Annotated in this window: 20 protein-coding genes and 1 tRNA gene; 10 read left to right on the top strand and 11 right to left on the bottom strand. The window is 73.1% G+C overall.

Features of this window, described 5'->3' with window-relative positions; genetic code table 11:
- Positions 1 to 108: 108 nt before the first annotated feature.
- Positions 109 to 1,101, bottom strand: a complete 993-nt coding sequence (locus ACFV1W_RS08175; protein ID WP_380414216.1) for a helix-turn-helix transcriptional regulator — start codon at positions 1,099 to 1,101, stop codon at positions 109 to 111.
- 114 nt (positions 1,102 to 1,215) lie between these two features.
- Between ACFV1W_RS08175 and ACFV1W_RS08170 the strand changes: the two genes are divergently transcribed.
- Positions 1,216 to 1,794, top strand: a complete 579-nt coding sequence (locus ACFV1W_RS08170) for a TIGR03086 family metal-binding protein (RefSeq protein WP_380414215.1) — start codon at positions 1,216 to 1,218, stop codon at positions 1,792 to 1,794.
- Between the two features lie 52 nt (positions 1,795 to 1,846).
- Here ACFV1W_RS08170 and ACFV1W_RS08165 read toward each other — a convergent pair whose 3' ends face one another.
- Positions 1,847 to 2,860: an aldo/keto reductase gene (locus ACFV1W_RS08165; protein ID WP_380414213.1), complete on the bottom strand. Its 1,014-nt coding sequence runs from the start codon at positions 2,858 to 2,860 to the stop codon at positions 1,847 to 1,849.
- Positions 2,857 to 3,360 carry a MerR family transcriptional regulator gene (locus ACFV1W_RS08160; protein WP_380414211.1) on the bottom strand — a complete coding sequence of 168 codons (504 nt, stop codon included), beginning with the start codon at positions 3,358 to 3,360 and terminating at the stop codon, positions 2,857 to 2,859. Before ACFV1W_RS08160 ends, ACFV1W_RS08165 begins: the two co-directional genes overlap by 4 nt.
- Positions 3,361 to 3,479: 119 nt before the next feature.
- Between ACFV1W_RS08160 and ACFV1W_RS08155 the strand changes: the two genes are divergently transcribed.
- Entirely contained in the window at positions 3,480 to 4,316 is an 837-nt protein-coding gene (locus ACFV1W_RS08155; RefSeq protein ID WP_380414209.1) for a serine hydrolase domain-containing protein, read from the top strand.
- 95 nt (positions 4,317 to 4,411) lie between these two features.
- Here the strand turns inward: ACFV1W_RS08155 and ACFV1W_RS08150 are convergent, their stop codons facing one another.
- Positions 4,412 to 5,188, bottom strand: a complete 777-nt coding sequence (locus ACFV1W_RS08150) for a pirin family protein (RefSeq protein ID WP_380414207.1) — start codon at positions 5,186 to 5,188, stop codon at positions 4,412 to 4,414.
- A gap of 206 nt (positions 5,189 to 5,394) precedes the next feature.
- Here ACFV1W_RS08150 and ACFV1W_RS08145 point away from each other — a divergent pair, with 206 nt between their 5' ends.
- The 5 genes from ACFV1W_RS08145 to fabF all read left to right on the top strand — a co-directional run bounded on the left by ACFV1W_RS08145 (position 5,395) and on the right by fabF (position 10,432).
- Positions 5,395 to 6,603, top strand: a complete 1,209-nt coding sequence (locus ACFV1W_RS08145) for a PucR family transcriptional regulator (protein ID WP_380414223.1) — start codon at positions 5,395 to 5,397, stop codon at positions 6,601 to 6,603.
- A gap of 79 nt (positions 6,604 to 6,682) precedes the next feature.
- Complete coding sequence (locus ACFV1W_RS08140) at positions 6,683 to 7,633, top strand: ACP S-malonyltransferase (protein ID WP_380414205.1); 951 nt, start codon at positions 6,683 to 6,685, stop codon at positions 7,631 to 7,633.
- Positions 7,630 to 8,661, top strand: coding sequence for a beta-ketoacyl-ACP synthase III (locus tag ACFV1W_RS08135; protein ID WP_380414203.1), 1,032 nt, complete (start codon positions 7,630 to 7,632; stop codon positions 8,659 to 8,661). Before ACFV1W_RS08140 ends, ACFV1W_RS08135 begins: the two co-directional genes overlap by 4 nt.
- 80 nt (positions 8,662 to 8,741) lie before the next feature.
- Positions 8,742 to 8,987: an acyl carrier protein gene (locus ACFV1W_RS08130; RefSeq protein ID WP_030287575.1), complete on the top strand. Its 246-nt coding sequence runs from the start codon at positions 8,742 to 8,744 to the stop codon at positions 8,985 to 8,987.
- 182 nt (positions 8,988 to 9,169) lie between these two features.
- Positions 9,170 to 10,432, top strand: a complete 1,263-nt coding sequence (gene fabF, locus ACFV1W_RS08125) for a beta-ketoacyl-ACP synthase II (RefSeq protein ID WP_380414200.1) — start codon at positions 9,170 to 9,172, stop codon at positions 10,430 to 10,432.
- Between the two features lie 96 nt (positions 10,433 to 10,528).
- Here the strand turns inward: fabF and ACFV1W_RS08120 are convergent, their stop codons facing one another.
- Together ACFV1W_RS08120 and ACFV1W_RS08115 are read right to left on the bottom strand one after the other, a co-directional pair.
- On the bottom strand, positions 10,529 to 11,023 hold the full coding sequence (locus ACFV1W_RS08120) for a DUF3145 domain-containing protein (RefSeq protein WP_380414198.1): 495 nt from the start codon (positions 11,021 to 11,023) through the stop codon (positions 10,529 to 10,531).
- A gap of 351 nt (positions 11,024 to 11,374) precedes the next feature.
- Positions 11,375 to 12,400 (bottom strand): NADP-dependent oxidoreductase, encoded by a 1,026-nt coding sequence (locus tag ACFV1W_RS08115; RefSeq protein ID WP_380414196.1) that lies wholly within the window; start codon positions 12,398 to 12,400, stop codon positions 11,375 to 11,377.
- A gap of 106 nt (positions 12,401 to 12,506) precedes the next feature.
- On the opposite strand from ACFV1W_RS08115, the gene ACFV1W_RS08110 reads away from it, so the two are divergent.
- Together ACFV1W_RS08110 and ACFV1W_RS08105 are read left to right on the top strand one after the other, a co-directional pair.
- Entirely contained in the window at positions 12,507 to 12,971 is a 465-nt protein-coding gene (locus ACFV1W_RS08110; protein ID WP_380414194.1) for a MarR family winged helix-turn-helix transcriptional regulator, read from the top strand.
- A gap of 118 nt (positions 12,972 to 13,089) precedes the next feature.
- A complete protein-coding gene (locus tag ACFV1W_RS08105) occupies positions 13,090 to 14,598 on the top strand; it encodes an LCP family protein (protein WP_380414192.1) in 1,509 nt (502 codons plus the stop codon).
- A 9-nt stretch (positions 14,599 to 14,607) separates the two neighbouring features.
- On the opposite strand, the gene ACFV1W_RS08100 is transcribed toward ACFV1W_RS08105, so the two are convergent.
- The 5 genes from ACFV1W_RS08100 to ACFV1W_RS08080 form a co-directional block, all read right to left on the bottom strand.
- Entirely contained in the window at positions 14,608 to 15,516 is a 909-nt protein-coding gene (locus ACFV1W_RS08100; protein ID WP_380414190.1) for a 1-aminocyclopropane-1-carboxylate deaminase/D-cysteine desulfhydrase, read from the bottom strand.
- A 102-nt stretch (positions 15,517 to 15,618) separates the two neighbouring features.
- On the bottom strand, positions 15,619 to 16,287 hold the full coding sequence (locus tag ACFV1W_RS08095) for a GPP34 family phosphoprotein (protein WP_380414188.1): 669 nt from the start codon (positions 16,285 to 16,287) through the stop codon (positions 15,619 to 15,621).
- Between the two features lie 61 nt (positions 16,288 to 16,348).
- Entirely contained in the window at positions 16,349 to 16,582 is a 234-nt protein-coding gene (locus ACFV1W_RS08090) for a hypothetical protein (protein WP_380414186.1), read from the bottom strand.
- 4 nt (positions 16,583 to 16,586) lie between these two features.
- Positions 16,587 to 17,534: an SPFH domain-containing protein gene (locus ACFV1W_RS08085; RefSeq protein WP_380414184.1), complete on the bottom strand. Its 948-nt coding sequence runs from the start codon at positions 17,532 to 17,534 to the stop codon at positions 16,587 to 16,589.
- 664 nt (positions 17,535 to 18,198) lie between these two features.
- Positions 18,199 to 18,272, bottom strand: a tRNA-Ile gene (locus ACFV1W_RS08080).
- A gap of 194 nt (positions 18,273 to 18,466) precedes the next feature.
- Here ACFV1W_RS08080 and ACFV1W_RS08075 point away from each other — a divergent pair.
- Positions 18,467 to 19,309, top strand: coding sequence for a trypsin-like serine peptidase (locus ACFV1W_RS08075; protein WP_380414222.1), 843 nt, complete (start codon positions 18,467 to 18,469; stop codon positions 19,307 to 19,309).
- The last annotated feature ends 80 nt before the right edge of the window (positions 19,310 to 19,389 follow it).

Below are 19,389 nucleotides of genomic sequence, written 5' to 3'. Positions count from 1 at the left end.
CGATCCGACAACCGCTCACCCGCAGGCGACTTGACCTGCCCCACCCTCGCCACACCACAACCAACGAGGATCGGAGGACAAAGTCACTGGCATTGCTCCTAGCCCCGGTCAGGGCAACACCTCGTCCTGGTAGAGCCGCAGGGCCTCCGCCGCCGCCCGGGCCAGCTCGCGCCGGGCGGCCGCCGGGGCCAGCACCTCGACGTCCGCGCCGAAGGCCAGCAGGGAGCGGACGGCCGCCGGGGCCGGGAAGGCCAGCGCCAGCTCCACCCACTCCTCGGCCGGACCGGCCCCCGAGTCCGGCGGCGGTGCCGTGACCCGGCCGCCGTGGATGCGCAGGAACATGTCCAGCCGCCCGCGCCGGACCCGCACCCGGGCCGGTACGTCCTTCGGCAGCCGCTCCACCTGCTCGCGCAGCGCCGCCCACGCCTCGCCGAGCGCCACCCCGGCCCGGCGGCGCACCGTCTCCTCGGTGGTCTCGGCGGTCAGCACCCGGTCGGCCCGGAACAGCCGCGGCTCGCCGTGCAGATCGGCCACCAGGTACCAGACCGCGGCCTTGTTCACCAGGCCGTACGGGTCGACGGTGTACTCCACCGGCGCGGGCGTGCCGCTGTGCCGGTAGCGCAGCCGCAGCCGCCGGTCGGCGAACACGGCGTACTGCAGCTCACCCAGGTCCGGGCCGTCGGCGGCGCCCGCCTGGGAGCTCTGCATCCAGCGGGCCGGGTCGACCAGGATGCGCTCGCTGACCCGCTCGGCGGCCGGGCGGTGCGGGGCGGGCAGCGCCGCCATCACCTTGCGCAGCGCCGAGCCGAGCGCGCCGTCCAGCCCGAGGTCGCTGTGCGCGCCCCGGGCGGAGAGCACGAAGAGCGCCCGGGCCTCGTCGGCGGTCAGCCCGGTGACGTCGGTGCGGTAGCCGGGCAGCAGGTTGACGCCGCCGTGCCGGCCGCGTTCGGTGAACACCGGCACCCCGGCGGCGGAGAGCGACTCGACGTCCCGGTAGATGGTGCGGACGGACACCTCCAGCCGTTCGGCCAGTTCGGTGGCGGGCACCCGGCCGCGGGTCTGGAGCAGGAGCAGGATCGAGAGCAGGCGGTCGGCCTTCATGACACCAGGATCCCAACAATCCTGACGGCCGTTGTCAGGTTTTACTGGGAGATTGCGTTCCGAGCCCGCAAGGGCGGCCCGAACCACCGCACCGCACAAGGGAGCCGAACACACATGAGCGCCGTCCAGGACGCCCGCCCGCAGTACCAGACCGCCCTCGCCCAGCTGGACCGGCTGTTCGCCACCATCACCCCGGCCGACCTCGACCGGCCCACTCCCTGCGAGGAGTACACGCTGCGTCAGCTGCTGAACCACGTGATCGGCGGCATCCACCGCTTCGCGTACATGGGCGAGGGCGGTCACGCCCAGGACGTCGTGGCCGCCATCGACGACCCGTCGGACGACGGCTGGACGGTCGTGCTGGACCGGGCCCGCGCCCGGGTGACCGCCGCCTGGGCCGACGACAGCAAGCTGGGCCGCCCGACCTTCGCCCCCTGGGGCGAGGTGCCCGGAGCGATCGCGGTCGGCGGCTACGTGATGGAGCTCGCCACCCACTGCTGGGACATCGCCACCGCCCTCGACGACGGCTTCGTGCTCGACGACGAGGTGGCCCGCACCGCGCTGGCCGTCGCCGAGCTGGTCCTGCCGCCGGAGAGCCGGGTCGAGGGCGTCCCGTTCGGCCCGGTGCAGCCGGTCGCCGAGGACGCCGACGTCCACACCCGGCTCGCCGCCTGGATGGGCCGCAAGGCCTGAGCGGCCGGGGCCGTGGGGTCCGGGGAGTCGCCGCCCCCGGACCCCGCGGGCGCTATTCCCGCCCGACCGAGGTGTTGCGCATGTCCGCGTAGCGGTCCCCCGCCACCTGACCGGCCAGCGTCTCCAGCAGCGCCAGCTCCTCCGCGCTCAGCCGCAGGGTCGCCGCCGCGGTGTTCTCGGCCAGCCGGCTGCGCTTGCGGGTGCCCGGGATCGGCACCACGGTCAGCCCGTGCACCTCGGCCCGCTGGTGCACCCAGGCCAGCGCGACCTGGGCGAGCGTCGCCTCGTGGGCCTCGGCGATCTTCCGCATCGGGGTGAGCAGTTCACCGTTGGCGACGGCGTTCTCACCCGTGTACCGCGGGTGGGTGCGGCGGAAGTCGTCCGCCGCCAGCGTCGCGGCGTCCTGGAAGGCGCCGGTCAGGAAGCCGCGTCCGAGCGGCGAGTACGGCACGAACGCGACGCCCAGCTCGGCCGCGGCCGGCACCGCCGAGCGCTCGACGTCACGGGCGAACACCGACCACTCGGACTGCACCGCGGCGATCGGGTGGACGGCGTGCGCCTCGCGCAGCTCGGCCCCGGTCACCTCGGACAGGCCGAGGTGGCGCACCTTGCCGGCCTGGACCAACTCGGCCATGGCGCCGACCGATTCGGCCAGCGGCACGTCCGGGTTGCGGCGGTGCATGTAGTACAGGTCGATGACGTCCACGCCCAGGCGGCGCAGCGAGCCCTCCACGGCGGTGCGGATGTACTCCGGGTCGTTGCGGATGGCGCGCTTGGTCGGATCGGCCGGGTCGCGCTCGATGGCGAACTTGGTGGCGAGCACCACCTTGTCCCGGTTGGCCCGGACGAACGGGCCGATGAACTCCTCGTTGCGGCCGGCACCGTACATGTCCGCGGTGTCGAACAGCGTGACGCCGGCCGCCAGGGCCGCGTCCAGCGTGGCGAGCGCCTCGTCCGAGTCGGTCGGGCCGTAGAACTCGCTCATGCCCATGCAGCCGAGGCCCTGGACGCCCACCAGCGGGCCGTCGGTGCCGAGGGGGGCGGTGGGAAGGAGGGGGTGGGTCATGCGCTCTGCTCTTCCTCTGCTCGGTAGTACTGGCATTGGACCGGGGCACCGGTGGCATCGGCGATCATCCCGGCGTAGAGATCGATCTTGTGGTCGAGGACGGACAGGGTGGCCTGGAGGTCGACGATCCTCTGCCGGACCTCCTCGCGCTGCGCCTCCAGCAGCTGTCGGCGCTCGACGTAGGTCTGTTCGCCGCGGCGGACCATGTCGACGTACTTGAGCATGTCCGCCACCGACATCCCGGTCAGCCGCAACCGGCCCAGGAAGGCCAGCCGGTGCAGGTCGCCGTCGCTGTAGCGGCGCTGGCCGCCGACCGCGCGGTCGACCGGGTCGAGCAGGCCGATCCGCTCGTACCAGCGCAGGGTGTGGGCGGTCAGCCCGCTGGCCGCCGCGACCTCGCTGATGGTGTGCCGTGCCGTGCGGTCCGGGTCGCCGACCGGGTGGTTGAACACTTCCGTGCAGCTGCGCAGATCGGCCTGGGCACGCGCGGGTGCGGCCATGATCGATTCCCCCTGTCCTGTGACGACCACGACGCTACCGAGTTGGAGTGCACTCCAAGCAAGCCGCACACCCGGGTGGCCCCACCACCCGCCTGCGGGCCCCGGCTAGCATCGACCGCATGGAGAGCTTGCGGATGATCGAGAACTGGCCCGTGCCCCACGCCGCCGCGGCGGTCGTCCGGGGGTCGGACGGCGCGGTGCTGGGCGCCCACGGGCCCCAGCAGCACCTCTTCCCGCTCGCCTCGGTGACCAAGCTGCTCACCTCCTACGCGGCACTGGTCGCCGTGGAGGAGGGGGTGTTCGAGCTGGACGACCCGGCCGGCCCGCCCGGCTCGACCGTCCGCCACCTGCTTGCCCACACCTCCGGCCTGGGCTTCGACGAGCACCGGGTGTTCGCCGGGCCCGGCGGCCGCCGGCTCTACTCCAACGCCGGCTTCGACGTGCTCGCCCACACCCTGGCCGAGGCCGCCGGGATCGCCTTCCACCAGTACGTGGCCGAGGCCGTGTTCGAACCGCTGGGCATGCACGACACCCTGATCAACACCGCGAGCAAGTCCCCGGCCGGCGCCGGCGGCCTGTCCACGGTGGCCGACCTCACCCGGTTCGCCGCCGAACTCCAGTCCCCGAAGCTGCTGGACCCGTCGACCGTCCGCCGGGCCACCCGCGAGGTCGCCTTCCCGGGCACCGGCGGCGTACTGCCCGGCTTCGGCCACCAGCGCCCGAACGACTGGGGCCTCGGCTTCGAGATCCGCGACGGCAAGAGCCCGCACTGGACCGGCACCGCCAACTCCCCCGGGACCTTCGGCCACTTCGGCCAGTCCGGCACCTTCCTCTGGGTCGACCCACAGGCCGGCGTGGCCTGCATCGCACTCACCGACCGGGACTTCGGCCCCTGGTCGGTCGACGCCTGGCCGCCGCTGTCCGACGCCGTCCTGGCCGAGCTCGCCCAGGGCTGAGGCCCCGGGGCCTGCCCGACGATCCCGCCGGGCGCACCACGCCGGGGCACGCACCTCGCCGCGTTGTCGATCCGACGCGAACGGTCGGCCCCGCCCTAGCCGTACGAGACCGGCGAGTGCATCTCCCAGAGCAGGAGTTCGGCGCCGATCTCGCCCGCCGTCGGGTCGGCGAAGGCCTCCCCGGTGATCCGCACGCTGTCGCCGGGACCCATCGAACGGCCGCCGCCCTTGGGCCCGGGGACCGTCCGGTACCCGAGCGAGCCGGCCGTCAGGTGCGCGTACCGCCAGGGCGCGCCCGGCAGCTGCGGCAGCGGCTGCCACGGGCCGGCGGTGGCCAGCCACAGCGCGGCGTCGCGGCGGCGCAGCCGCAGGGCGTCCGTCCCGGCGTCCCGCTCCAGCCCGGAGGCCAGCAGCGTCAACCCGCCGTCCGCCGGTTCCACCTTGCGCAGCCCGTACCTGGGGGCGGCGTCGAACTCGTCCGGCTGCAGCCACATCTGGACGAAGCGCACCGGCCCGGTGGCGCCGCCGAGGTTGCGCTCGGTGTGGGTGACCCCGGAGCCCGCGCTGAGGTGCTGGATCATGCCCGGGCGCACCACGCCGCTGTGCCCGTGCGAGTCCCGGTGGGCCAGCGCGCCCTCCAGCACCCAGGTGAGGATCTCGGTGTCCCGGTGCTTGTGCTCCTCGAACCCGGCGCCGGGGACGAGGAGTTCCTCGTTGCACGCGAGCAGCGCGCCGAAGTGGGTGTTCTTCGGGTCGTAGTGGCCGGAGAAGGAGAACGCGTGTCGGGTCTCGACGCCCTCGGCGGGCGTTGAGCGGTAGCGCTCGGCGGTGCGGCGCAGGTCGGCGCGGGGGCGGTCAGGGGCGTCGGTCACGCTCCACACCGTAACCGGTGTGACCGGGGCCACCGCGCCCCTGCGCCGGGGGTGTGCACGAGCAGTCACTCGCGTGAGGCAGTCTTGTCCTTGTGCCAGCCGCTTCCTCGAACTCCAAGAGCGAACCCAGTCCCGCAGCCGAACCCACCGGGAAGAGCCCCGCTCCCCGGGCCGGCCGCGACCGCCCCGGACGCCCGGCGCCCCGCCTGACGGCGCAGGAGCGCAGAAACGCCGCCGAGCGGGCCGAGCGCCGGGCGGCGACCCTCAAGCGGCTGGAGAAGTCCTCGGGAAAGCTGGCCACCGCCGCGATCTCACGGATGGACGACCAGCTCGGCTGGTACCGGCGGATGCCGCCGGAGCACCGCTCCTGGATCGGCCTGGTCGCCCAGGCCGGCATCGCCGCCTTCACCGAGTGGTACCGCCACCCCGAGGCCGCCCGGGCGATCTCCACCGACGTCTTCGGCACCGCCCCGCGCGAGCTGACCAGGGCGATCACGCTGCGCCAGACCGTCGAGCTGATCCGCACCACGATCGAGGTGATGGAGGAGGCCATCGAGGAGGTGGCCGCGCCCGGCGACGAGGCGGACATGCGCGAGTCCGTGCTGGTGTACGCCCGGGAGATCGCCTTCGCCACCGCCCAGGTGTACGCCCAGGCGGCCGAGGCGCGCGGCGCCTGGGACGCCCGGCTGGAAGCGCTGGTGGTCAACTCCCTGCTGTCCGGTGACGCCGACGAGGGCGTGCTGTCCCGCGCCGCCGCGCTCGGCTGGGGGCAGCCCAGCCAGGTGCGGGTGGTGATGGGCAGCGCCCCCGACGGCGACAGCGAGCTGGTGGTCGAGGCGATCCGCCGGGCCGCCCGGTACGCCAAGCTGAACGTGCTGACCGGGGTGCTGGGCAAGCGCCTGGTGGTCGTGGTCGGCGGCGACAAGGAGCCGGTGCACGCCGCCCGGGCGCTGATCGGCCAGTTCGCACCGGGCCCGGTGGTGATCGGCCCGACCGTGCCGGACCTGCTCTCGGCGACCCGCTCGGCGCACGCCGCCGCGGCCGGCCTGCGCGCCTGCGCGGCCTGGCCGGACGCCCCGCGCCCGGTGCTCGCCGACGACCTGCTGCCCGAACGGGCACTGGCCGGGGACCAGGCCGCCCGCCGTCAGCTGGTGGAGGAGATCTACACACCGCTGGACGAGGCGGGCTCCGCCCTGCTGGAGACGCTGAGCGTCTACCTGGAGCAGGCGTCCTCGCTGGAGGGCGCGGCCCGGATGCTCTTCGTGCACCCCAACACGGTGCGCTACCGGCTGCGACGTGTGACCGACGTCACGGGGTACGCCCCCTCCGACGTACGTTCGGCATTCACCCTGCGGATCGCACTGGCCCTCGGTCGGCTGACCTCCGCCGTGGAGCCGGGCCGGGCCGGGGTGTAGGGACCATACAATCCCCGATGGTTTTCTTCGTTACCGTCGCCTACCCGCCCCTGGGCGCCTGGCGAGAGAGGGTTGAACCGTGCTCGTAATCGTCGCCCCTGGACAGGGTGCCCAGTCCCCCGGTTTCCTCAGCCCCTGGCTGGAGCTCGACGGTGTCGCCGACCGCCTGCGCGGCTGGTCGGAGGTCGCCGGGCTCGACCTGGTGCACGCCGGCACCGAGGCGTCCGCCGAGGAGATCAAGGACACCGCCGTCGCCCAGCCGCTGCTGGTCGCGGCCGGTCTGGTGACCGCCCGTGAGCTGTTCCCGGACGAGGCGGACGCCCGCAAGCTGGTCGGCGCGGTCGCCGGCCACAGCGTCGGCGAGATCACCGCAGCGGCCGGTGCCGGGGTGCTCGGCGCCCACGACGCGCTGGCCTTCGTCCGCGAGCGCGGCCGGGCCATGGCCGAGGCCGCCACCGTCACCGAGACCGGCATGACCGCCGTGCTCGGCGGCGACCCGGAGGCCGTCGCGGCGAAGCTGGCCGAGCACGGCCTGACCGCGGCCAACAACAACGGCGGCGGCCAGATCGTCGCGGCCGGCACGCTGGCCCAGCTGGAGGCGCTGAAGGCGGACCCGCCGGCCGGTGCCAAGCTGATCGCCCTCAAGGTCGCCGGTGCCTTCCACACCGAGCACATGGCTCCCGGCGTCGAGCGGCTGGCCGCGCTGGCCCCGAGCCTGACCGTGGCCGACCCGCAGGTCCGCTACGTCTCCAACAAGGACGGCGGGGTCGTCGACTCCGGCGCCGAGGTGCTGGCGCGCCTGGTGTCGCAGGTCTCCAACCCGGTCCGCTGGGACCTCTGCATGGAGACCCTCGGCCGGCTGGGCGCGACCGCCGTGATCGAGCTGTCCCCCGCGGGCACGCTCACCGGGCTGCTCAAGCGCAACCTCAAGGGTGTGGCCACGCTCGCCCTGAAGACCCCGGCCGATCTGGACAAGGCCCGCGAGCTCGTCGCCGAGCACGGCGGTCAGGACCAGGAGGAGCAGGCATGACCAAGCCGCAGATCCGTCCCGCCACCGGCGCGCAGTACTCCCGCATCCACGGTGTCGGCGGCTACCGCCCGGTCCGGGTCATCCCGAACTCCGAGGTGCTGGAGTGGATCGACTCCTCGGACGAGTGGATCCGCACCCGCAGCGGGATCGCCGAGCGCCGCTGGGCGGGCCCGGAGGAGAGCGTCGCCGAGATGTCGGTGCAGGCCGCCGGCAAGGCCATCGCCCAGGCGGGCATCGCCCCCGAGCAGATCGGCGGCGTGATCGTCTCGACCGTCTCGCACCTCAAGCAGACCCCCGCGATCGCCACCGAGATCGCCCAGCGGCTCGGCTGCGGCACCGCCCCGGCCTTCGACATCTCGGCCGCCTGCGCCGGCTTCGGCTACGGCCTCGGCCTGGCCGACGGCATGGTCCGCGGCGGCAACGCCGAGTACGTCCTGGTGATCGGCGTCGAGCGGCTCAGCGACCTGACCGACAAGTCGGACCGTTCGACCGCCTTCATCTTCGGCGACGGCGCCGGCGCCGCGATCGTCGGCCCGTCGGACACGCCGGGCATCGGCAAGCTGATCTGGGGCTCGGACGGCTCGCAGGCCGACGTCATCAGCCAGACCCAGGCCTGGGACACCGCCTTCGCCAAGCCCGACGCGATCAACGGCCAGGGCGAGGAGCAGAAGTGGCCGGCCCTGCGGATGGACGGCCAGCCGGTCTTCCGCTGGGCGGTCTGGGAGATGGCCAAGGTGGCCCAGCAGGCGCTCGACGCCGCCGGGATCGGCGCCGACCAGCTCGGCGCCTTCATCCCGCACCAGGCCAACATGCGGATCACCGACGCCATGATCAAGGCGCTCAAGCTGCCGGAGTCGGTGCCGGTCGCCCGTGACATCGCCGAGACCGGCAACACCTCCGCCGCCTCCATCCCGCTGGCGATGGAGCGCATGCTGGAGTCCGGCGAGGCCCACAGCGGCGACCTCGCGCTGATCATCGGGTTCGGGGCGGGTCTCGTCTACGCCGCGGCAGTCGTTACGCTCCCCTAGGCGCGTTTCGCCCCATCCATCCACAAGCCCGTGTTCGACCGACGGTCGGACACGTTCAACACCGAAGAGGAGCAGCCAGTATGGCTACGCAGAACGAGGTCCAGGAAGGTCTCGCCGAGATCGTCAACGAGATCGCCGGCATCCCGGTCGAGGACGTCCAGCTGGACAAGTCCTTCACCGACGACCTGGACGTCGACTCGCTGTCCATGGTCGAGGTCGTCGTGGCCGCCGAGGAGCGCTTCGACGTCAAGATCCCGGACGACGAGGTCAAGAACCTGAAGACCGTCGGCGACGCGGTGAACTACATCCTCACCAACGCCGCCTGAGCGATCGACTCGTTCGAGTCGCCAGTCCGTCCGGCGTGAGCCACGCCTAGGACGGCTGACCCGTCGGTCCGGCTCCTCCGAGCCAGGCCGACCCGCCGGCCGGGACGCCCCACCCGGGCGCCCGGCCGGGCCCTTCTTCGGCTCGCCGCCGACCCCGCACGAACGTGAAAGAAGAGAAACCAGTGACCGCTGAAAACCGAGCCGTGGTCGTCACGGGTATCGGCGCCTTCACGCCGCTGGGCGGCGACGCCGCCACGACCTGGGAGAACCTGGTCGCCGGGCGCTCCGGGGTGGCGGCCCTGACCGAGGAGTGGGCCCAGGACCTGCCGGTCCGGATCGCCGCGCGCACCGCCGTCGAGCCGGGCGAGATCCTGCCCCGCCCGCTGGCCCGGAGGCTGGACCGCTCCGCGCAGTTCGCGCTGATCGCCGCCCGCGAGGCCTGGTCCGACGCCGGCTTCGAGACCCCGGCCACCGACGAGTCCTCCAAGCTCGCCCCCGAGCGCCTGGGCGCCGTGATCGCCTCCGGCATCGGCGGCGTCACCACCCTCCTCGACCAGTACGACGTGCTGAAGGAGAAGGGCGCCCGCAAGGTGTCCCCGCACACCGTCCCGATGCTGATGCCCAACTCCCCGGCGGCCAACGTCGGCCTGGAGGTCGGCGCCCGCGCGGGTGTGCACACCCCCGTCTCCGCCTGCGCCTCCGGCGCCGAGGCGATCGGCTACGCGATCGAGATGATCCGCAGCGGCCGCGCCGACGTCGTGGTGGCCGGCGGCACCGAGGCGGCCATCCACCCGCTGCCGATCGCCGCGTTCGCCAACATGATGGCGATGTCCAAGAACAACGACGACCCCGAGCGCGCCTCGCGTCCGTACGACAAGGCCCGCGACGGCTTCGTGCTGGGCGAGGGCGCCGGCGTGGTCGTGCTGGAGTCGCTGGAGCACGCCGAGGCCCGGGGCGCCCGGATCTACTGCGAGGCGGTCGGCCAGGGCCTGTCCTCGGACGCCCACCACATCGCCCAGCCCGAGCCGACCGGCGCCGGCGTGGCCCGCGCGCTGGCCGACCTGTTCGAGCGCAACGAGCTGGACAAGTCCGAGATCGTGCACGTCAACGCGCACGCCACCTCGACCCCCCAGGGCGACACCGCCGAGCTGAAGGCGCTGCGCAAGGAGCTGGGCGAGGACCTCGACCACATCCTGGTCTCGGCCACCAAGTCGATGACCGGCCACCTGCTGGGCGGCGCCGGCGGCATCGAGACCGTCGCCACCGTGCAGGCGCTGTACCACCGGGTCGCCCCGCCGACCATCAACGTCGAGGAGCTCGACGACGAGGTGGACGCGAAGATCGTCACCGAGGCGACCCCGCTGCCCGAGGGCCGGATCGCCGCGCTGAACAACTCGTTCGGCTTCGGCGGCCACAACGTGGTGCTGGCCTTCCGCACCCGCTGACGCCCGAACCGAAGGGGCCGGCGCTCTCCGTGAGCGCCGGCCCCTTCGTCGTACCCGTCGGCCTTCGGACCGCCCGGTGTTCTAACCGCCCGGTGTTCAGACCACCTGGTGCAGCCAGCGCACCGGGGCGCCCTCGCCCGCGTACCGGAACGGCTCCAGCTCGTCGTCCCAGGGCTTGCCCAGCAGCCGGGAGATCTCGGCCTCCAGGTCGGCTCCCTCGCTGCGGGCCCGCAGCAGGACGGCCCGCAGCCGGTCCTCGGGGATCAGGATGTCGCCGTGGATGCCCGTGACGGCGTGGAAGATGCCGAGCGAGGGCGTGCTGCTGTAGCGCTCCCCCTCCGCCGCGGCGCAGGGCTCGCTGGTTACCTCGTACCGCATGAGCTGCCAGCCGCGCAGCGCGGAGGCGAGCTTCGAGGCGGTGCCGGGCTCCCCCTGCCAGGAGAGCTCGGCACGCCAGTGCCCGGGTGAGGCGGGCTGGCGGATCCAGTCCAGGCTCACCCGCACACCGAGCACCCCCGCGACGGCCCACTCGACGTGCGGGCACAGCGCGCGGGGCGCGGAGTGGATGTACAGGACTCCACGTGTCGTCACCGGGACCTCCAGGCTGTGGACGAGGGTCGCCTTCCCCAGCTGCCTCGTGCCTGCAGTTGATCCGCAGTTACCCACGTTAGCCGACATTAAGCTACTAAATTGAGCAAAACGGACAGGCTTTCGCTCAATGCTAGTCGAATCTTTAATGAGGTCTACCCCTCGGCCGGATCTCTCCCCCGAACGGCCCCATCGCCAGGCGGGACCACCGTACCGCCTGGCGCGGCAGGATGGATGACGCTCTTTCGGATCCGGCCGGAATGCGGTAGTGCGACCGGTTCCCCTGCGCCGTGCACGCGAACCGCCCCGCGCCCGGTCGGGGCGGCGGAGCGGTTGGCGCCTCCTGACGGAGGGTCAGTCCTTCAGGCGGACGACCATCTTGCCGGTGTTGACCCCGCGCAGCAGGTCGATGAAGGCCTGGGCGGCGTTCTCGAAGCCGTCCACCACGGTCTCCTCGGTGCGCAGTTCGCCGGACCTCAGCCAGCCGGCCACCTCGGTGACGAACTGCGGCTGGAGGGCGGCGTGGTCGCGCACCAGCATGCCCTCCAGGCGCAGCCGCTTGCCGATCGCCATCGCCAGGTTGCGCGGGGCGGCGGGCGCGGTGGTCTCGTTGTACTGGGCGATCGCGCCGCAGAGGACCGCCCGGCCGTGCACGCCGAGGGCTCCGATCGCGGCCTCCAGGTGGTCGCCGCCGACGTTGTCGAAGTAGAGGTCGATGCCCTCCGGGGCGACCTTGGCGAGCTGTTCGGCGACCGGGGCGTCCTTGTAGTTGAACGCGGCGTCGAAGCCGTACTCGTCCACCAGCTTGGCGACCTTCTCCGCCGAGCCGGCCGAACCGACCACCAGCGAGGCGCCCTTGAGCCGGGCGATCTGGCCGACCAGCGAACCGACCGCGCCGGCCGCGCCGGAGACGAAGACCTTGTCGCCCTCCTTGAGGCCGCCGACGGCGAGCAGCCCGGCATAGGCGGTCAGACCGGGCATGCCGAGCACGCCGAGGTAGGCGGAGAGCGGGGCGGCCTCCGGGTCGACCTTGATCGCGTGCTTCGCGTCCAGGGTGGCGTACTCGCGCCAGCCGAGCCCGTGCAGCACGGCGTCGCCCGGGGCGAAGCCCTCCGCCTCGGAGGCGACCACGTAGCCGACGGCGCCGCCGTCCATGGCCTGGCCGAGCTGGAACGGGGGCACGTACGACTTCACGTCGTTCATCCGGCCGCGCATGTACGGGTCCACCGAGAGGTGGGTGTTGCGGACCAGGATCTCGCCCGGGCCGGGGGTCCGGACCGGGGCCTCGACCAGGGCGAAGTCGGCGGGCACCGGCCAGCCCTGGGGGCGGGCGGCGAGGTGCCATTCACGGGCGGTGGCGGGGAGGGCCTGCTCTGCCATGGAGGTGCTCCTTGGAGGGGGTTTCGGCAGGTGAAAGGTTGAGCAACTGAAGTAACGATGGGCATGAAAGGTTCACCTTGTCAACTTTTCAGGTAGACTCTGGGGCATGGACACTCAGCCGACCGAGGTCGCCACGCCGCAGTCCGACGAGATCACCCGCGAGGTCGTCGACCTGATGGCCAACCTCGTCGCGCTCTTCCACCGCGAGTACGAGGAGGCCGCCGCCGCACGCTCGCTCACCGGCGCCCAGGCCAAGGTGCTCGCCCTGCTGCGGCGCGGCCCGCTGCCGATGCGGCACATCGCCCAGACGCTCAGCTGCGAACCCTCCAACATCACCGGCATCGTCGACCGGCTGGAAGCCCGCGGCTTCGTCACCCGGGAGGCCGACCGGCAGGACCGCCGGGTCAAGCTGGTCGCCGCCACCGAGACCGGCTCGGCCGCCTCCGAGGAGCTTCGCGAGTCGCTCAACTTCGCCCGCGAGCCGCTCGCCGCGCTCGGCCCGGAGGAGCGGACGGTACTGCGGGACCTGCTCCACCGGATGCTCACCGGCGCCTCCGGCCCGGGGGCGTGACCAGCATCACAGCCCCGCAGCTCGATTCCCCTCCCGCCCGGAGGTAACCGAACGGCCTTCCGGAACGTCTAACGTTCGAAACTCGAACGCTGGAAACTGAAGACGGGGGGCACGGAGGATGAGCAGCAGCACGCGCCGGCGCCGCTACCTGCGGACCGCCATCGGCCTGGCCGCCGTTCTGGTGCTGTCGGTCGTGGGCGCCGGAGCCTGGTTCTACCACCGGCTGGACAGCAACATCACCACCTTCGACGCGGCCGGCGTCGCCACCGAGCGTCCGCCGGCGCCCGTCCCGGCCAGGCCGGGTGCCCAGGTGCCGGTCAACGTGCTGCTGCTGGGCTCCGACACCCGGGACGACGGCAACAACTCGCTGGGCGGCGGCGACGGGGGCGTCGGCAACTCGGACACCGCGATCCTGGTGCACGTCTACGCCGACCACAAGCACGCCGTCGGCGTCTCCATCCCCCGCGACACCCTGGTCACCATCCCGTCCTGCAAGCTGGCGGACGGCACCTGGAGCAAGCCGCGCAACGACCAGATGTTCAACTCGGCGTTCAGCCTCGGCGAACTGGCCAAGGGCAACCCGGCCTGCACCCAGAACACCGTGGAGAAGCTCACCGGGCTGCGCGTCGACCACACCATCGTGGTCGACTTCAAGGGCGCCGCCGCGATGACCGAAGCCATCGGCGGCGTGGAGGCCTGCGTGCCCAACGACGTCAACGAGTACGGCATACAGCTCAAGAAGGGGATGCAGAACCTCTCCGGGAAGTCCGCGGTGGACTACCTGCGGGCGCGCCACGGCATCGGCGACAACTCCGACATAGGCCGGATGAAGCGCCAGCAGGCCTTCCTCTCCTCGATGATCAAGAAGGTCCAGGACCAGGGCTTCTCGCTGCCCACCCTGCTGCCGCTGGCCGACGCCGCCACCAAGTCGCTCACCGTGGACGAGGGGCTCGGCACGGCGATGAAGCTGGTCGACTTCGCCCGCTCCATGGAGGACATCAAGCTCTCCGACGTGACCTTCGTGACCGCCCCCTGGCGCTTCGCCGGTGACCGGGTGCGGCTGGTCCAGCCGGACGCCGACGACCTGTGGAAGCTGCTGCGCGAGGACCGCACCCTGGACGGGCGGAGCACCTCCGGCACCGGCGCGGCCACCGCCGCGGCGTCCGCCACCGCCGCCGCCTCGCCCAGCGCGAACGCGCCGCTCACCCCGGACCAGGCCGCGACCCCGATCACCGTGGTCAACGGCGTCGGCACCGCCGGGCTGGCCGGCTCCGGCGCCGAGACCCTCAAGGGGCGCGGCTTCCAGAACGTCGTGCTGGGCGCCAACCACCCCGGCAAGCAGCACACCGAGGTCTCCTACGACCCGGCGCTGAAGGCCACCGCCGACCAGGTCGCGGCGCTGTTCCCCGGCGCCCGTACGGTCGAGGAGGCCGGCTCGGGCGCCGTCACCGTCACCCTCGGCGCCGACTACCAGGCGGCCGGTACCCAGCTGAACTCGGTCTCCTCGCCCTCGGCGACCCCGGGCGGCACGCCGAGCACCGTGCCCAGCGGGATCCCGACCGGCATAGCGGAGAACACCCGGGGCGCCGACACCGACCCGTGCGCCGACCTGACCTTCGGGTCGTAGGGCGGCGTCCTACTCCGGGTCCGGCAGGCCCGTGACCACGGCCGTCAGGCGGGTGCCCCGCGGGAAGGCGCCCGCCCCGGCCAGGTCGGCCAGGGCGGCGAGCAGCTTGGCGACGTACCGGTGCTCCACCGGGATGCCGTGGCGGCGCTCGAACCCCCGCGCGAAGGCGGCCAGTTCGGCCGGGACCTTGCCGTAGCCGCCGCCGTGGTGGGCGTGGTCGATCCGCCAGTTGGCGAACTCGCGCCCGAAGCCGGCCCGGTGCAGCCGGGCGACCTCCGCCTCCAGGTAGCCCTCGCCCCCGCGCAGCACCGCCACCCCGAGCGCCCCCGCGCCCGGCGGCAGGCCCGCCGCGATGCCGGCCAGGGTGCCGCCGGTGCCGACCGGGCAGCAGACCACGTCGCGCCCGTCCAGGTCGGGGAGTTCGGCCGGGATCGCGGCGGCCCCGATCGCGGCCAGGGCGTTGGAGCCGCCCTCCGGCAGCACCAGGCAGGGGCCCCAGCGGCGCTGCAGCTGCGCACCGTCCCCGGCGCCGGCCCGGCCGGTGGCCTCCCGGTAGGCGGCCCGGGTGAGGAACTCCAAGCGCATCCCGGCCTGCTCGGCGGCCCGCAGCGACCAGTTACGCGGCCGGTCGGCCAGTTCCTCGCCGCGCACCAGCCCGACGCTCTCCAGCCCGAGCGCGGCGGCGGCGGCCGCGACCGCCCGCAGGTGGGTCGAGTAGGCCCCGCCGAGGGTCAGCAGCCGGGTGTGGCCCTGCTCGACGGCGGCGGCCAGGTTGGGCGCGAGCTTGCGCCACTTGTTGCCGGGGACGCTCGGGTGCAGCAGGTCGTCCCGCTTGAGCCGCAGCTCCACCCCGGCCCGGGCGAAGGCCTCGTCGGTGCAGTCCACCAGCGGGGTCGGCAGCAGGGCGGGTTCGAGCACCCGGCCAGCTTACGGCGCGCCCGACGGCAGGGAGCCCGGCCGCCTGACCGGCGACCGGGCTCCGCTGCCCCGGGATGGGCCGTCACCCCCGTGGACGGCCCGTCACACCATGGCCGCGGCCTCCGCCGCGTGGCCCGCCATCTGCCGGGCACGCGCCATGCCGAGGGCCCGCGGGACCGGGCCGGCCGCGGGGGCCAGCTTCCCGATCCGGGCGCGGTGCTCCCGGCACTGCCGGGCGGTCAGGACGGAGCGCAGCCTGCCCGCCGCGACCAGGGCGGTAAGCGCCGCGTCGGCCGGGTCCACCCGGCTGAGCGGCCCCTTCAGCGCTCCGGCGACGACGGCGGCCAGTTCCTCGCGCACCCCGGGGTCGTCCAGGGTGACCAGGGTGACCGGGAACAGTCCGGCCACCCGGTGCGGCCGCAGGGTGATCCGGCCGGCGTCCACCAGGCCGGCCCGGACCCAGCGGACCGGCTGGTCGGGCCCGGTGCTCCTGGCGCGGCCGACCCAGGTGCTCCAGCCGTGCGGCCGGGTCGCCCTCATCCGGCCCAACAGGCGGGCGCTGTACGGGTCGAGGCCGGCCTCGTCGGCGCCGCCGCGGACCCTGGCGACGGCCTTGCGGCCCTCCTCGTACAGCAGGCCCCGGCGCAGCAGTTCGGTCAGCGCCGCCGCCTGGAGCAGCAGGTTGAGCGAGGAGTGCCGGGTGGTCCGCTCGCGGCGCGGGTCGCAGGCGAGCAGGTAGAGCTTCTCGGGCAGGTTGGCGGGCAGGTCCATCTCGTTCTCCGAAAGGTCTGACGATCCGGCAGATCTCTTGGCAGGGACCCGGAGGTTGCGGTCAGTCCTGAGCCGAACCGCTGCCCTCCGGGCCCTCCTTGGGCGGTCGGCCGCGCCGGGGAAGCCCGGCCGCGCCGCTGGGCATCCGGCCGGCGTCGGCGAGGGCGCGTCGGAGCACGAACTCGATCTGCGCGTTGGTGCTGCGCAGTTCGTCCGAGGCCCACCTGGCCAGCGCGTCGTGAACTGAAGGGTCCAGTCGCAGCAGGAGCTTCTTCCGTTCCGTCGCCAACGCCACGCCCTTACTGGTAGAGGGAGCCCGTGTTCACGACGGGCTGGGTGCCCCGGTCGCCGCAGAGCACCACCAGGAGGTTGCTCACCATGGCGGCCTTGCGCTCCTCGTCCAACTCCACCACGTCCCGCTCGGCGAGCCGGTCCAGCGCCTCCTCGACCATACCGACGGCGCCCTCGACGATCAGCCGCCGGGCGGCCACCACGGCCCCGGCCTGCTGCCGCTGGAGCATCACCTGGGCGACCTCGGGCGCGTAGGCGAGCCGGGTGATCCGGGACTCGATGACCCGCACACCGGCCGAGGCGACCCGGGCGGCGATCTCGGCGGAGAGCTTGCGGGCGATCTCGTCCGCACCGTCGCGCAGCGACAACTGCCCTTCGTGGTGGGCATCGTACGGGTAGCTGGTGGCGATGTGCCGTACGGCCGTCTCGGTCTGGATGGCGACGAAGTCGACGTAGTCGTCCACCTCGAACACCGCCATCGCGGTGTCCTCGACCTGCCAGACCACCACGGCGGCCATCTCGATCGGGTTGCCGTCCGCGTCGTTGACCTTGGTGGTCTCGGTCTCGTGGTTGCGGATCCGGGTGGAGATCCGGCGGCGGCTGGTGAACGGGTTCACCCAGGTCAGCCCGGCGGCGCGGATGGTGCCGCGGTAGCGGCCGAGCAGCTGGACCACCCGGGCCTGCCCGGGCGAGACGACCGTCAGCCCGCACAGCAGCAGCAGCGACCCGAGCACCACCAGCGGCCCGACGACCACCAGCGGAATCCCCACCCCCCTGCTGCCGCCGCTGATCTGCACCCCTCCGGCGATCAGCACACCGAACCCGGCGAGCAGGCCGATCAGCGCGCCGCCGAGCACCGGCAGCCCGGCGGCGCCGGTGATGACCCGTTCGGTGATCTTCGGAGCCGGAAGGTCGATGGCAGGGCCGTCCTCGACGGCGAAGGGCGATGTGGTCATGTGACTGTCCCCCAGTGCGAGTGTCCGCTTGAGCTGTCAAAGTGATATCACTTTTTTCGCACAGGGCGCCAGGGGCCGGCACGTGATCCGTGCGCAAGGGGCATCCGCGGGAGCGGGGGACGGCCGCCGGTCGGCTCCGGGGCCGCTGCCCACGGGCGGGCGGATTCCGGCGCGGCACGGGCCGGAGAAGCCGACCGGGCGCCGGACGCCGCCGGCGTGGTCGACCGGCTCAACGCCCACCGACGGCCGCGGGTCACGATGACGGGGCACCGCAGGGCACTCGCGGGCTCACCACCACGCGCCACTTCCCTCTGCTCACCTCACCCGTCAACGGCTGCGGCGGATGGGGACGCGGGCCGTCCTCGAAACACCGCCGGGGTCCGAACACACCTCTGCGCATCCGGTGAAAGCGGCAAGTTCTCCTGCTGTGACCGGAGGCGTGCGGCTACTCGGGCCGGCCGAAGCGACGGCGAAGCTCCCGCAGGGGTCGCCGCACTCGCTCGACTCCTCGATGAAGGGCTTCCCCGTGACACCCACCAGCGGGTGATTCCGGGCGTGGCGAAGAGGGTTCTGACGAGCGCGTGCCCTACAGTTTCGGTCGAACACCGAACTGTTTTCGCAGGTCAGATGGCGTACTTTTCTGATGAGCCATCTGGTCGAGAGGTGGGGCGGGTGGGACTCGAACCCACGACCAAGGGATTATGAGTCCCCTGCTCTAACCGGCTGAGCTACCGCCCCGGTTCGCCGCGCGCGCCGGATCCCGGCCACGGCAGCAGCAGACGGCCCCGCGAGGCCGTCCCGGGCAGCATAGCCGGTCGATCACCCGTGGTGCGCGCCGGGGGCGCACCTGGGACCAAGTGCGCGGGCCTCTCCGGGCGGCGGACCCCGGGTGGCGGGCGAGGGGTCCGGCAGGGCAGCCTGGGCTGGTGACGATGCGTGGGACGGCAGCGACGGTCGGGGTCCTGGTGCTGGCGCTCGCGGCGGCGGGCTGCACCACCGCGACGCGGCCCGGCAGCATCGCCCCGACGGTCACCTCGGCACCGCCGACCGGCACGGTGAACGGCCACGGCTGGACCAAGCAGCGCTTCCGGGGGGCAGTCGGCCGGCACACCGGGGTCACCCGCACCGCCAAGCCCACCGTGCTCAACGGCCTGGTCGGCGCGGTGTTCACCCGCAACGCGAACGGCGACCACTTCTGCACCGCCAGCGTGGTGGACAGCGCCGGGCTCAACCTCATCGTCACCGCCGCCCACTGCGTCTGGGACCCGAAGATCGGCCAGCGCAGCGACCTGGTCTTCGTCCCCGGCTACCGAAACGGCGACACCCCGAGCGGCGTGTGGCCACTGGTGTCCGTCACCGTGGACGACGGCTGGAAGGACCACGCCGACCCGGACATGGACGTCGCCTTCGCGGTCGTCCAAGCCCAGAACGGGCAGCAGGTGCAGCAGGTGCTCGGCGCCAACCAGCTGGGCGTCAACCGTGGTTACCAGGTCCCGGTGCGGATCACCGGCTACCCGGGCAGCAGCGACGTCCCGATCACCTGCTCCAACACCACGACCGAGCAGAGCGCCACCCAGCTGCGGATCGACTGCCCCGACTACACCGGCGGCACCAGCGGCAGCCCGTGGGTCACCGACTTCGACCCGGCCACCAGGACCGGCACCGTGGTCGGCGTCATCGGCGGCTACCAGGAGGGCGGCAACAGCCCGGGCACCTCGTACAGCAGCTACTTCGGGGACCGGGTCCAGGCCCTGTACGACCGGGCCACCGGCTGACGGGGACGGGACGGTCCCCGGCCGGGCAGCCGGCAGTGGCGCCGCCGGGCACGGACTGGTAGATCTTCCTCTCGAACGGC

The sequence above is a fragment of the Kitasatospora sp. NPDC059648 genome, from assembly GCF_042734825.1.
In the GTDB taxonomy this organism is placed as follows: domain Bacteria; phylum Actinomycetota; class Actinomycetes; order Streptomycetales; family Streptomycetaceae; genus Kitasatospora.
The sequence above is the reverse complement of the archived record's forward strand: the minus strand, read 5'-3'. Positions and strand labels throughout refer to the sequence as shown.